This window comes from Jiangella alba (genome assembly GCF_900106035.1).
Taxonomy (GTDB): Bacteria; Actinomycetota; Actinomycetes; order Jiangellales; family Jiangellaceae; genus Jiangella; species Jiangella alba.
The window spans coordinates 436,330-449,938 of record NZ_FNUC01000004.1; the positions used below are offsets into that span (position 1 = coordinate 436,330).

At 73.4% G+C, this 13,609-nt stretch carries 7 protein-coding genes; 4 read left to right on the plus strand and 3 right to left on the minus strand.

Translation table 11 applies throughout. The annotated features are described in order from the left end of the window. Nucleotides 1–72 precede the first annotated feature (72 nt). Together BLV02_RS19850 and BLV02_RS19855 are read left to right on the plus strand one after the other, a co-directional pair. On the plus strand, nt 73–2,577 hold the full coding sequence (locus BLV02_RS19850; protein WP_069109797.1) for a LuxR C-terminal-related transcriptional regulator: 2,505 nt from the start codon (nt 73–75) through the stop codon (nt 2,575–2,577). 101 nt (nt 2,578–2,678) lie between these two features. Next, nucleotides 2,679–3,236, plus strand: a complete 558-nt coding sequence (locus BLV02_RS19855) for an RNA polymerase sigma factor (RefSeq protein WP_069109798.1) — start codon at nt 2,679–2,681, stop codon at nt 3,234–3,236. A 200-nt stretch (nt 3,237–3,436) separates the two neighbouring features. On the opposite strand, the gene BLV02_RS19860 is transcribed toward BLV02_RS19855, so the two are convergent. Continuing rightward, nucleotides 3,437–8,794: an SdrD B-like domain-containing protein gene (locus BLV02_RS19860; RefSeq protein WP_069109799.1), complete on the minus strand. Its 5,358-nt coding sequence runs from the start codon at nt 8,792–8,794 to the stop codon at nt 3,437–3,439. A gap of 297 nt (nt 8,795–9,091) precedes the next feature. Between BLV02_RS19860 and BLV02_RS19865 the strand changes: the two genes are divergently transcribed. After that, nucleotides 9,092–9,901 carry a hypothetical protein gene (locus tag BLV02_RS19865; RefSeq protein ID WP_083288321.1) on the plus strand — a complete coding sequence of 270 codons (810 nt, stop codon included), beginning with the start codon at nt 9,092–9,094 and terminating at the stop codon, nt 9,899–9,901. Further along, complete coding sequence (locus tag BLV02_RS19870; protein ID WP_083288322.1) at nt 9,901–11,142, plus strand: Dyp-type peroxidase; 1,242 nt, start codon at nt 9,901–9,903, stop codon at nt 11,140–11,142. The genes BLV02_RS19865 and BLV02_RS19870 overlap by 1 nt, the downstream gene beginning before the upstream one ends. Here the strand turns inward: BLV02_RS19870 and BLV02_RS19875 are convergent. Further along, nucleotides 11,129–11,728 (minus strand): carboxymuconolactone decarboxylase family protein, encoded by a 600-nt coding sequence (locus BLV02_RS19875; protein ID WP_069109800.1) that lies wholly within the window; start codon nt 11,726–11,728, stop codon nt 11,129–11,131. The genes BLV02_RS19870 and BLV02_RS19875 overlap by 14 nt on opposite strands. Continuing rightward, nucleotides 11,725–13,545: an AfsR/SARP family transcriptional regulator gene (locus BLV02_RS19880; RefSeq protein ID WP_069109801.1), complete on the minus strand. Its 1,821-nt coding sequence runs from the start codon at nt 13,543–13,545 to the stop codon at nt 11,725–11,727. The genes BLV02_RS19875 and BLV02_RS19880 overlap by 4 nt, the downstream gene beginning before the upstream one ends. Between the last annotated feature and the right edge of the window lie 64 nt (nt 13,546–13,609).

Genomic DNA, 13,609 nt, shown 5'->3' on the forward strand with positions numbered 1-13,609 from the left:
GTGGAACGTGGGGTGGGGGAGGGGGTGAGACTAAGATCGTCTTCGGGGTGGAGGCCAGGGGGTGGCTGAACGATGCAGGGTGCCGAGCGCGACCGCCGGCGGGCGGGTCCACGGCCCGTCCTGCCCCGGCCACGTCTCAGCGAGCCACTGGCCAGGCGCGACGCCGCACCCATCGTCGTCGTCCAGGGCCCGCCCGGGCTGGGCAAGTCGCTGCTGCTCGACGACGTCGCCCGCCGGCTCGGCGCCGGGCGGGTGGCGCGGGTCGATCCTGACGCCGGCGACGTCGGTGCGGCCGTCGGCGACATCCTGGCCCATGCGGTGGCCGACGACGCGTCCGACCCGCCGGTGATCCTGCTCGACGACGCCGCCGACCCCGACGGCGACGACGTGCGCGCCGCGCTGCGTGCGGTGCGCGACCACGACACCCGGCTGCTGCTGAGCACCCGCGCCCTCCCCGTCTGGGTCACCGCCGACCGCCTGCTCGACGGCACCATCCACCTCGTCGGCCTGCCCGACCTGCTGTTCGACGGCGCCGAGGTGCAGCAGCTGGCCACTCGGTTCCGGGTCGCCCTGAGCGCCGACGACGTCGCCGAACTGGAGCAGGCGACGGACGGCTGGCCGGCGCTGGTGGTGGCGTGGCTGCGCACGCGGCGGCCCGACGCCACGCTGTCCGAGCGGACGCTGCACGACCTCATCGACCGCTTCGTCCGCATCGAGGTGCTCGGCGACCTCCCGCCGTCCGACCGCGCGCTGCTCACCGATGCCGCCGCGGCGCCCCGGTTCGACGCCACCGTGCTGGCGCTGCTGCTCGAGGACCACGCGACACCGGACGACCCGGCCACGCTGATCGACCGCTGGGCCACGGCCGGGCGGCTGGTGCCCGCGTCCGACGAGGGCCACTGGCGGCTGCCGCTGCCGGTGCGCCGCTGCCTGCTGGCGCAGCTGGACCTCGAGCGGCCGGGACGGCGCACCGACCTCGTCACGCGCGCCGTCCGGCTGCTGGTCGCGCGCGGACGCACCACCGACGCGCTGCCGCTGGTGGTCGACTCCGCACTGGACAAGGCGACGGCCGGCAGCGTGGTGCGGGCCAGTTGGGAGCCGGCCGTCGCGCGCGGCCAGTTCGACGACCTGCTGCCGGCGGTGAACACGCTGCCCGACGACGTCGTGGCGGCCGACCCGGTGCTGTTGCTGCTGGCCGCCATCTCCGCGGTGGCGCCGCCGCCCGACCTCGACACCTTCGCCCGCCGGGTCGCGCAGGCCGACCGGCTGGTCGACCAGCAGACGCTCAGCGGCACGCTGCTCACCATCCGCTGCTTCCAGATGGTGCTGGCCCGGGCCCGCGGCGACGCCGCCGCCGCCCTCGCCGTCGAGCGCAGGGGACGGGCGCTGATCGACGCCGCCACCGACGAGCAGCTGCGCGAGCACCTCGACCGCGTCGTCTACTTCGACTGGCAGACCGGCGCCAACAGGCTCGCCACCGGCGACCTCGAGGCCGCCGAGACCATCCTCGGCCAGGCCGCCACGCAGGCCCGGCACCACGGCATCGCCTGGCACGAGGCCAACAGCGAGGCGCTGCGCTCGTACACGTCGCTGCTGCGCGGCGACCTCGCCGGTTCGGCCCGGCAGTCGCGGACGGCGTCCGAGATCGCCCGGCGGCACGGCTGGGCCGACAACCAGTTCACCGACCACGTGCACCTCACCCGCGGCACCCTCGACCTCGAGCACGGCCGCACCGCCGGCGTGGCCGAGCGGCTGCACCGCGCCCAGCGCCGGCTCGACCGCGACGTCGTGCCGCCGGCCGGACGGCTCGCGCTGGCGTGGTCGGTGCTCGCGCTGCTGGCCGGCGACCGCACCGCCGCCGGGCACGCCGACCTCCTCACAGGCGACGACTACGCCACCAACCGGCTGCCGCTGAACCGGCTGCTGGCCACCATCGCCCGCTCGTACGCCCTGCTCGCCCGCGACGACCCGAAGGCCGCGTCCGACGTGCTCGAGCCCGTGGTCGCGCCGTCCCGGCACGCCGCGCTGCTCGCCGTCGCCCGAGCCCGTGCCCTGCTGGCCGCCGACGACCCGCTGGCGGCCGGGCGCGAGCTGGCCGCGCTGGGCCATCTCGGCGCCGTCCCCTTGACCGTCCGCGCCGACATCCACGCCCTGCACGTCGAGTGCGCCCTGCAGCGCGGCGTGCACCCCGGCGGCGCCGCCCACCAGCTGTTCGCGCTGATCGAGCGCACCGGCGCCCGGCGACCGCTGCTGCTGCCTTCGCTGCTGCGCACCGCGATCGTGGGCGGCGAGCTGCCGCTGCCGCCGTCCGGGCCGTTGAGCACGCTCGCGGTCGAGCTGGCGGCGCTGCACCGCGCCAACACCGGCGGCGCGCCCGCGCTGTCCGAGCGCGAGACCGAGGTGCTGCTGTCGCTCGACGGGCCCGACACCCTCAGCGAGATCGCGAAGTCGATGTACATCTCCGGCAACACGCTGAAGACGACGGCCCGCTCGCTCTACCGCAAGCTCGGCGCGGCCGACCGCTACGAGGCCGTCACCGTGGCCCGGGCGCTGGCGATCCTGCCGCCCGCGCCCTGACCCGCTTTGTGGTGGTTCGTCGCATCATCGTGAATCCCCGTAGCAAGGTCTGCGGGGAGTGCCGACGCGCCGGGTGCCCCGCTGCCACCAGGTTCTTCGTCATGACCGATGCGTGGGATCACCAGGAGTTCGCGATCCTGCTGGACCGGGCCCACGACGGCGACGACGACGCCTTCGGGATCCTCTACGAGAAGACCGCGCCGATGGCGCACCGAGCGGCCCAGCACATCGTCCGCGACCGGCACGCGGCGGACGACCTGGTCCAGGAGACGTTCTGCCTCGTTCTCAACGCCGTCCGGGCCGGCCGCGGGCCGCGGTCGTCGTTCCCCGGCTACGTACTGTCGACGGTGAAGCGGCTGGCCTACCGGCACTCGAGCGCACGTGGCCGCATCGTCGCCGTCCAGGACCCGGCGGCGTGGGACGCCCTGCTCGGCCGCCCCGGCGACGCCTCCGGCGACGTGAGCCGCGTGGCGACGGCGCTGGCCACCCTGCCCGCCCGCTGGCGCCACGTCCTCTGGCTCGTCGACGTCGAGCGCTATTCGCCGTCCGAGCTGGGTTCGCGGCTCTCGATGACCCCCAACGCCGTCTCCAGCCTGGCGGCGCGGGCGCGCAAGGCGCTGCGGGCCGCCTACCTCGCTGCTCCCACCGTCGACGCCTGACCGCGCGCACCTCGCTGGTCGGGAACGTTCGCCGCCCCGTTTTGCAATGAGCACCAATGCGCACCGGTGCGTATGGGTGCTCATTGCAAAACGGGCCGGAAGAGTACACCCACCAGGGCGAACGCCCTCGCCGCGCCAGCCGATCGTACGGAACGGGGCCGGCCGCTACCAGCGACCGGCCCCGTTCCACTCGCCCAGGGTCAGCCGGTCAGACCTCCCGTCCCCGACCGGCGGCGGGTGACGACGAGGGCCGTCCCGCCGGCGATGATGAGCAGGCCGCCGGCGAGCAGCAGCAGCGTCGACATCCCGCTGCCGGTGTCGGCGAGGTCGTCGTCGCCACCGCCACCGCCGTTGCCGCCACCGTTGTCGTCGTCATCGTCGCCAGGAGGCGGCGTGCCGGGCGTCTCCGGCGGCGTCGGCGGGTCGAGCGGGGCGCAGGCGTCCGCGTCCAGCTCGTGCCCGTTGTGGTCGACGAGGCCGAGGTTGAGCAGGCCGCCCGTGTCGCCCTCACCCGGGTTGTCCGGGCACGACACCGACTCGGCGGTCGCGGTGGCCGGGTCGACCGTGACCGCGACGGTCACCTCGTAGGTGTGCGTCGTGTCGACGTCGATGGTGACGTCGCCGGTGATGGCGTTCTCCGGCGCGTCGGGCTCCTCGCCCTGGCCGGTGAACGTGTCCAGCGTCGGGATGTCGCCCGGGTCGGTGTTCGACGCCGTGACGTCGACGACGGAGATGCCGGTGCCGAACCGGAACTGGTCCGACAGGACGTAGTCCCCGGCCGCGGCGCCGTCGTTGTACACCTCCAGTTCGTAGGTGATGGTGTACGCGTTCGTGCCGGTCGAGGTGGGCCCGGACGCGATGGTCTTGTCCAGGTGGATCGACGGCAGGTCGGCGCAGTCGGTGTCGGTGATCTCGTCGCCGCCCTCGGTGGTGAGGGTGGCGCCGTTGTTCAGACCGCCGTTCTCCCAGTTGTCGCCCGGCTCACCCGCGCACGCCGCGGCCGTGTCGCCGTCGTCGTCCACCTCGAAGTTCGGCGGCACGTCGGCGACGACGGTGATGGTGTAGACGTGCGGCGCGTAGCCGTCGTCGTTCATCCCCGGCAGCAGCACGTCCTCGGCGATGAGGGTGTCCTCGAGACCGTCCCAGTCCTCGTTCACGTCCACACCCTCGGGGTAGTCCGTGATCTCGGCGTAGTCGACCTCGACGGTGTCGCCGAACAGCAGCTCGTCCTCGAGGTCGTAGGTGGTCTCGCCCGGCAGCAGGTTGTTCACCGTCAGCGTGTAGACGACCTGCCACTGACCGTCGTCCACCGGCTCGGCGGACACCAGCTCCTTGTCGAGGTCCGGCTCGCCGAGCGAGAGGCAGGCCTCGTCGTCGTCGGTGAGGTCGTTGTGCTCGATGCCGGTGCTGTTGGCCAGCCCGCCGTTCTCGCCGGAGTCCGGCTCGGGGCAGGTCATCGACTCGTCGGTGAGCGTCTCCTCGTCGAGGGAGAAGACCACCTGCACCTGGTAGGTGTGCACCCCGCCGGCGGCGAGCGGCACATCCTCGGCGATGACGTTGACGGGGTCGCCGTCAGGTCCCTGACCGGTCCAGGTGTCCAGCGCGGTGACGCCGTCCGGCGTGGTGATCACGTCGGAGGACTCGACCACGATGCCCTCGCCGTAGCGGAGCTGGTCGCTGATCGTGTAGTCACCGTCGGCCGCGCCCGTGTTCGACGCCACCAGGTCGTAGGTGATGGTCCACGTGCCGTCGCCGTTGGCGGTCGGCCCGGCGCTGATCGTCTTCTCGATGTCGATCGACGGCAGCGGCGCGCAGGCCTGGTCGTCCTCGGTGAGGCCGGACTCGTCGGTCAGCGACGACGTGTTGTTGAACGCCGTGTCGGCCGTCGGGTCGCCGCCCTCGCCCGGGCACGCCGTCGGGTCCGAGCCGTCCTCACCGGGCACGAGCTGCAGCGGCGCTTCCGCGATCACCGTCAGCTCGTAGTGGTGCGGCGCGTACCCCTCGTCGTCGGTGCCCAGGAGCGGCACCTGCTCGGCGATGACCAGCTGGTCCTGCCCGTTCCACGGCGGGTCGAACAGGGTGGCCTCGGCGGGCGACGCGGTGACGTCGGCGGAGACGATGGTGACCTGGTCGGTGAAGTGCAGCTCGTCCGACAGGTCGTACCACGTCGCCTGGACGCCCTTGTTCGTCACGTCGATGCCGTAGACGATCTCCCACTGGCCGTTGCCGATCGGCGTGGCCGAGATGAGCGTCTTGTCGTGGGTCGGCTGGCCGACCTCACGGCACTCGGTGTCGGTATCCGGGTAGCCGTTGAACGACGAGTTCGCGTCGTTGTACAGCCCCGTGCCCTCTTCACCCTCGCCACCGGCCAGCGTGCAGTCCGACGGGTCGGGCTGGGCGGGCGGGTTCGGCAGGTCGACGGTGAACTGGACGGTGACGGTGTACTCGTGCGCCTCCAGCGCCCCGATCGGCTCGTCCTCGACGATCAGCAGGTCGCTGACGCCGTCGTACTCCGGACGGGTCGTGATGGTGCCCGGAACGGTGTTCGCGGCGACCACCGAGCCGTCGACGATCTCGATGCCGGCGCCGAAGCGCAGCGCGTCCTCGAGGTCGTAGTCGGTCGGCACCTCGGACTCGTTGGTGACGGTGAGGCCGTAGGTGATCTCCCAGACGCCGGGCTGGTTCTCCCGGTCCACCACGTGCGGCTCGGTGACGACGGTCTTGTCGAGCGTGACGATCGGGAGATCGCCGCACTCGTCGTCGGTGAGGTCCTCGTGGTTGGTCGGGTCCAGCGTGGCGTGGTTGAACAGACCCGTGGTCGCGTCGCCGGCCTGCTGGCCGTCGGTGCAGGCCAGGTTCTCCGGCAGCGCCGTCACCTCACCGGTGTCCGGGTCGGTGGTGAGCCTGACGGTCACCTCGAGCGTGTAGACGTGCTCGGTGCCGTTCTCGACGGTCGACTGCGGCGCGATCGGCACCTCGCCGGTCACGACGTTCAGGTCGGTCGTGCCGTCCCAGTTCGGGTTCAGCAGCCCGTCGGCCTCCGGCGGACCGGACACCACCTCGGTGCCGACCACCTCGACGCCGTCGCCGTACCCGGTGAGGTCGTCGGTGAGCAGGTACGCCCCCGGGATCATCCCGGTGTTCTCGGCGACCAGCTCGTAGACGACCGTCCACGTGCCGTCGTCGTCCGGGTTCTCCGTGGGCCCGGACACCGTCCGCTTGTCGAACTCGTAGTCGATGTTCGAATAGCCGAAGTCGATGGTGTGGTCGTTCTCCCCCGGACCGCCTGTCGTGACGGCGGCATACGGGAAGTCGCCCTCGTCGGTCGTCTCCACCAACCCGTCGGAGTCGTTCCGGTTGGCGTCGACGGAGTTCGGGTCACCGGTGTCGGGCACCGTCGGGTACCAGTTCTCCAGCGGCCCGCCGGCTTCGTAGTCGGCCGGGTTGTCGACGCCGACGACGTAGTCGGTGTGCGTCTTCAACTGGTACGCCTGATCGTTGGACGAGAAGTAGTACTCGCCCTTCGCATCCGTCGTCGTGGTCGAGACGAGCGTGCGGTTGCCGTTCTCGTCCACCTCGTAGAGGTTGACCGTGGCGCCCTCGACCGGAGCCTCGTCCGGGTCCTGGATGCCGTCGTTGTCGTTGTCGTACCAGACGTAGTTGCCGATCTCGATCGGCGCGGCCGACGCCATCGCCGTCAGCTCACCCAGACCGTTGCCCTTCATGGTCGCCGACTCCGGGGAGTTGGTGAAGAGGACGGCGGCGCCGCGCGGCTCGACCAGCGACCCGTTGTCCTGGAAATAGCGCCGGGTGCCGACCTGGAAGCCGCTCTCGGCGGAGTGCAGGCCGGTCTCCAGGATGCCGTCTTCCCGGCTGGGCACGACGAGCGTCGCGCCGAGGTGCTCGGCGCCGTTCACCCAGGTGTCCATGAAGAACTTGCCCGGCGCGCCATTCGGGCCGTTCAGCGTCACCTGGTTCGTGCCCGCACCCGGCTGGCCGTTGACGGCGGCGCCCTGCTCGATCGACCAGGTGCCGTCGCCGTTGGAACCGGCCTTGAGCAGCTCGCCACCCAGCGAGCGGGGAACGACGAGGAGGTCGTTGTCCGGGGCGAGGTTGGCCAAGTTGGCGAACATGTCGCCGCCCAGGTCGCGGATGCCCACGACCAGGTCGCCGTGCAGGTAGCGCGCGTCGGCGACGATCGGCACCGCCGAGTACATGACGTTGGTCTGCTGCAGGAACTGCAGCCAGTCGGCGGAGTTGGTGCTCCACGGCTGGTAGTTCGCGCTGAACTGGTTGGCGAACAGGCCGCGGTTGTAGCCGAGCGAGAAGTCCAGCACCTGGGTCAGGTTCGTCGGGTCGGCCGGGTCGAACGAGTACACGTAGGCGTGCAGGTCGGCCCGGTTGCCGGTCGACTCGGCCGTGTCGGTGACCGTCAGGTACATCTCGTTGGTCAGCGGGTTGGCCGAGATGCCGTGCGGGCGCAGGTCACTGCTGTCCGGGAAGTACTGGTCCAGCTCGTGCTCGACCACGTCGAGCACCTGGGTGCCGTCCCGGCTGATCTTGACCTCGACCAGCGACCTGTTGTTCAGGTTCACCGCGAACAGCGACTGCTGGTCGTTGGAGATCTCCATCGCGCCGAGACCGACCCGGCCGACCTTGTCCCAGGCCTGCGCGTCGCGACCCCAGTCGTAGGCGGCGTTGTCCAACGACATGACCGGCCGGAGGCCGTTCGGGTCGCCCGCGACGGCGCCGGGGTCGGAGTCGCTGCCGACGTCGATGCCGTAGTCCTCGAGGTTGACGAAGACGTCACCGCTCGCCGTCGGCGACGCCGGTGTTCCGTCGTCCGGGGTGATCCGGTAGATGGCGTCGATGCCGCCCGGGCCGAGCCCGGTGTGCCGCCGGACGTACGCCGAGGCGAACACCGAACCGAACTCGCCGGGCGCCTCGGCCCGCTGGTACGCGGTGCCGTAGGTGGTGCCGATCTGCCCGAACGGCACGTGCATCGTGGTCGGCACGGCGGTCGTCGTGTTCGGGCTCATCGCGTTGTACTCGTGCGCCGCGCCGGCGAACTCCGCCGTCTGGGTGCCGTCGTAGCCGCCGGAGCGGAAGACCGGCAGGAACACGAACGGGTTGTTCTCCACGAAGGCGCCGGGCACCTGGAAGGAGAAGTCCACATCGGCGGCCGGGACTGTGTCGATGAACTGGACGGTCGTGCCGTTGCTCTGCCCGGCCGCCCGGCCGACGACGGAGTCGCGCCACTCGGCCCACTCCGGCGTGTCCGGCACGTTCGCCTCGACCCGCCACGGGCCGGCGTCGCTGGTCACCGGGAGCGAGTAGTTACCGCTCGCGTCAGTGATGGCCGGGCCGGCGACATTGCCGTCGGCGTCGTAGGCGTAGACCTCGATGCCCTCCAGCAGGCCGGACGCCTCGAACGTGCTGTACATGCCGTCGGAGTCGTAGTCCTGCCAGATGGTGCCGGTGATCGGGTCGCCGACGGCGGCCTGCGCCGGCAGCGTGGACGCGCCGGCGGCGCCGAGCACCGATGCGACCAGGCCCAAGGCGACGAGTCCTCCCCCCGCTGCGCGGGCCCGTCGTGGGCGGGGTTGTGGGGGCCGGCCGTGGCCGCGTTCCTGGAGCGCTCTCACAGGGTCCTCCGTTGCTGTCGTACAACTGCGGTTGCACCTCGGCGCCGCTCTCCCGGGGCTCGGATAGACGACGGCGCTGACCATGAAGAGTCGGCCCGCATGGCGATCAGCACGCGATGTGATGCACGTCACGTTTCAGATCGGAACTCTTCGACGCGAGTGTCCGAATTGCCAGGTGAGCGGGCCGCGGCCGTGCCTACACTCGGGCCCATGACCCCTTCGATCGGGCCGCGCACGCGGCGGCTGGGGCGCGTCGCGGCGGTGGCCGCCGTCGCCGTCCTCGCCCTCGGCGGGTGCTCCGGCGACGACGTGCCGGACGCCGCGGCCGGCACGTCCGAGTCGGGCGACGGGCCGCGTCCGCTCACCGGCGACGAGGCGCAGCGGCTGTCGATGATGCGGTACACGAACTACACCGACGGCGTCCGAGCGGTCCGGTTCGAGGTGGTCGACAACGGCCGCACCCTCACCGTCGACGGCTGGGCCGACTTCGCCCAGCATGTCGGCTACGCACAGGTCGGCGCCGACGGCGCCGACCCGGAACTGGTGGCGTGGACGCTGTCCGAGTTCACCTCGCACGCGCCGGTGGGGCCGGCCTCGGCCGACGGGCCGCCGCTGCCGCCGCCCGACGACACCGCGTGGACGACGTCGGCGCTGGCGCCGGAGCAGTCCCGGCTGCACGCGGTGCTGGCGCTGGTCTTCCAGGCCGCCAGCGACCGGCCCGACAACCCGCTGCTGCTGCAGCAGACCGACGCCCGCTGGCTGCGCTCCGACGAGGTCGGTGGCGTCGCCGTCGACGTCGTCGCCGGGCCGACCGCCGACCGCGCCCACGACCCCGCGACCGCCACCAGCGCGGCCGACGGCAGCGACGCGACGGTGCGGTACTGGGTGGACGAGCAGGGCCGGCTGCTGCGGCTGGAGACCCGGCTCGGCGGTGCGGGCGACTGGACCACCGTCGACTTCGCCGACGCACCCGGCGTCGACATCGCCGGCGCCTTCCTCACGACGACGGCGAGCGGCTGATGACCGATCAGACCACCGGGCCGGCGTCCGCGCCGGAAGGGCGCACCCGGCGCCGTGACCTGCTGCGGGGCGTGGCGGCCGCCGGAGCCGCCGCGGGCTTCGCCGGCGTCGCCGGGCTGGCCGCCGGACGTGCGACCGCCGACGACGGCGAGCGGCAGGCCGCGGTTCCCGGCGTGACTTCCACACCGGCTGCGGCGGGCGGTCGCCCCGACGCCGTCGACGCCGCCGGGCCGCACCAGGCCGGCATCGCCCGTCCGCCGACGCCGCAGCCGCACGGCCAGCTGCTGGTGCTCGACCTCGTCGCGACGCCCGCCCCCACGGCGCCGTTCCGCGACGCCGTCCGGGCCCTGTGCGCGCGGCTGGGCACCGCGATCCTCGACCTCACCGGCGAGCGGGCGGCCGAGGCCGGGCTGCTGGACGGGCCCGGCGACCTCACGGCGACGATCGGGCTGGGGCCGCGCGTGGTCGCCGCGTTCGGCGACGATCTCCCGGGCGCGCAGCCGCTGCCCGCGTTTGCCGCCGACGCCTCCGTCCCGCCCGAACGGACCGGCGGCGACCTGCTGATCGCCGTCTACGCGAGCGACCCCAACGACGCCCACCGGGGCGCGTCCTGGCTGGCCGAGCGGGCCGCCCCCGACGCCGTCCTCCGCTGGTCGCAGCGCGGCTTCCGGGCGCCCGGCACCGGCACCATCGCGCGCAACCCGCTCGGCTTCCACGACGGCGTCATCGTCCCGCGCAACGCCGATGAGCAGGACGACCACGTCTGGATCGCGGACGGCCCGCTGGCCGGCGGCAGCATCTGCGTCGTGCGCCGGCTGCGCCTGGACGCGGCCCGGTTCACGGCCGAGCCGGTCGATCGTCAGGAGGCCGTCATCGGCCGCCACCGCAACGACGGCTCCCCGCTGTCCGGCGGCGGCCCCACCGGCGAGGTCGACCTGCTCGCCAAGACGCCCGACGGCCAGTACGTCACGCCGGCGCGCTCACACGTGCGGGCGGCGCACCCGTCCGTCACCGGCAGCGCGCTCATGCTGCGCCGCGGCTACGCCTTCGACGACGGCGCCGCGGACGCCGGGCTGCTGTTCGTCTGCTTCCAGCGCGACCTGCGCAGCTTCGTCCAGACCCAGTTCCGGCTCGACGAGGTCGACGACCTCAGCGCCTACGTGACGCCGACCGGCAGCGCGACCTTCCTCGTCCTCCCCGGCTTCGACGCCGACCACCCGCTCGGCGTCACCCTGCCCTGACGCGGTCCTCGATGGGGCGGCCGAAGTCGACCGCGTCGAGGACAGCCTGCGGGGCGCGGTCGAGGATCTCCGCGTCCGGCCGGGCGCCGAGCGCGTCGTTCACCGTCGAGAACGCGATGCGCAGCGCGCAGAAGACGGTGATCGCGAAGATCTCCCCGTCGCTCCAGCCGGCCTCGCGCAGCGACTGCACGTCGCGCTGGGCGGTGCCGTTCGGGTCGCGGACGACCTTGCGGGCCCACGCCGCCATCGCCCGCTCCTTCGCGCTCAGGCCGTCGTCGCGGCCGGTGAGCACGGCGGCCGCGGTGTCCGGGTCGGCCTCGCCGGCCAGCCGGGAGCCCCACACCAGCGAGCAGACCGAGTCGCCGAGCGAGGACGCCGTCGCGCCGACCAGGATGCCGCGCTGCCGGAACGTCATCCCGTTGCTCTCCCACACGTGCGTGATCAGGTCGAACAGCCGCTCGTGCGCCTCCGGTCCGTACGCCCAGAGCCGCGACACGTTCATGACGTAGCCGTCCTCGTCGAGGTCGTGCTGGTAGAGGTGCTGTGCCGCGGGCGAGTCGGGCGGGTCGGCCAGGAAGTGGGTCATCGGGTCACCTTCGGTCGGTCGGGATCGTCGATCAGGTCGGTCAGGGCGGGGTTGTCGACGTCGGCGGCGAGGACGCGGGCGGTCGCCAGCGCGCCGCCGTCGCCGAGGCGGTGCCGGTGCAGTTGCGCGCGGACCACCAGCTCGCGCATGCCGTCGCGCGCGGCCAGCGTCCCCAGCGACGCGACCAGCGGCCGGGCGAGGTCGTCGTCGCCGCGGTCGAGGGCGGCGCCGATCGCGGTGTCGAGCACGTGGCCCTGCATCCAGTGGTAGCGGTCGGTGGTCCGGTTGCAGCGGACGGTCGCCTCGGTCAGCCACTCGGCCGCCGCCAGCCGGTCGCCGCGGCCGGCGCTGACGAGCCCGAGCCCGCGGGCCGCGAACCCCTCCCAGCACGGGTCGCCGACCTGGCAGCCGAGCACCCACGACTGCTCGAACGCGTCGGCCGCCGCGGCGACCTCGCCGTTGCGCAGGTGCACCTCGGCACGCAACGCCTGCGGCCACGGCAGGAACGCCAGCCAGCGCTGCTCGTGGACGATCCGCAGCGACCGGTCCGCGGCCACGGCGGCCTGGTGCCGTTCGTCGCGCAGCAGGTGCGCCCGCGCCAGGATCGACAGCGACCACGCCTCTTGCCGATCGTCGCCGGCCGTGCGGGCCCGCTCGATCGAGTCGGTCAGGTAGGTGAACGACGCCGGGTAGTCGCCCTCGTCGGACGCGTTCTGCCCGCGGACGCCGAGGATCGCGGCCAGCTCGGCGTCGGTCTCGGCCAGCTCCTGGGCGCGCGACAGCCAGCCCTGGGCGGCGGAGCGGCGACCGGCCTGCACCTCGACGTAGCCCAGCTCCCGGTTCGCGGTGACGGCGGTCGCACGGTCGCCGGCCGCGGCGGCGAACCGCAGCGCCTCGTGCAGGACGAGCGCGCCCTCCTCGTCGCGGCCGCGAACGGCGTGCACGAGCGCGCCGCCGAGCGCCGTCAGCGTCCGGGCCTGCAGCTGCGGGTCCCGGCAGCGGGCCGCCTCGGCGACCGCGCGGCGCAGGCTCTGGATGCCCGGGTCGACGGCGCCCGCGACGATCGCCGCCCGGCCCGCGTCGAGCTGGCTCAGCGCCGCCGCACGCCCGCTCAGCGCCGGCGTCCGGGGCGAGTCCGACGCGGCCGACGCGGCCTCCGTCAGCGCCACCGACGCCTCGACGCCGAGCTCGCGCATGAGCACGTCCCGGCCGGCCGCGACCTGCCGCAGCGCCGCCGTCCGGTCCCCGGCCATGGCGAGGCTGCGGACCAGCAGTTCGTGGTTGCCCTCCTCGAGCGGGTTCAGCTCGACCGCCCGCGCCGCGTACGGGACGGCGTCCGCGGCCCGGCCGCCGGCCAGCAACGCCACCGCCGTCTGCCGCAGCCGCGACTCGACCAGCGCCGACACCCGGTGCCGCTCGACCGCCAGCCACGACTCCGCCTCCGGGCAGGACGCCACGTGGACGCCTTCGAGCAGCTCGTGGCCGGCGGCCAGCAGCGGCGCCGGGTCGCCCAGCTCGTCGGTCAGCCGCCGCACGTCGACGGCGTCGTCGGGCAGGGCGCCGCGCGCGACCGGGTCGCCGGTGAGCACGTCGGACCGGCCCAGCGCCCGGCGCAGCTCGGCCAGCGTCCAGCGCAAGGCGCCGAGCGGGTCCTCCGCGTCGGCGAAGAACAGCTCGGCCAGCCGCTGCCGGCTCGGCGGCCGGTCCGCGAGCAGCACGTAGGCCAGCAGCACCCACGCCTTCCGGCCCCGGGGCGCGCGCACCGGCCGGCCGTCGCGTTCGATGGCCGGTGGCCCCAGAAGCCGGATCGTCCCCATGCGATACCCCCCGCTGGGTCGATTGTGACCACGAAAAGCGGGCCATGGAACCGTTGGCGGCCCG

What these genes read in the sequence shown, in the direction of transcription:
- BLV02_RS19850 (WP_069109797.1), top strand. Translation starts at nt 73, where the DNA reads ATGCAGGGTGCCGAGCGCGACCGCCGGCGGGCGGGTCCACGGCCCGTC.
- BLV02_RS19855 (WP_069109798.1), top strand. Translation starts at nt 2,679, where the DNA reads ATGACCGATGCGTGGGATCACCAGGAGTTCGCGATCCTGCTGGACCGG.
- BLV02_RS19865 (WP_083288321.1), top strand. Translation starts at nt 9,092, where the DNA reads ATGACCCCTTCGATCGGGCCGCGCACGCGGCGGCTGGGGCGCGTCGCG.
- BLV02_RS19870 (WP_083288322.1), top strand. Translation starts at nt 9,901, where the DNA reads ATGACCGATCAGACCACCGGGCCGGCGTCCGCGCCGGAAGGGCGCACC.
- BLV02_RS19875 (WP_069109800.1), bottom strand. Translation starts at nt 11,728, where the DNA reads ATGACCCACTTCCTGGCCGACCCGCCCGACTCGCCCGCGGCACAGCAC.
- BLV02_RS19880 (WP_069109801.1), bottom strand. Translation starts at nt 13,545, where the DNA reads ATGGGGACGATCCGGCTTCTGGGGCCACCGGCCATCGAACGCGACGGC.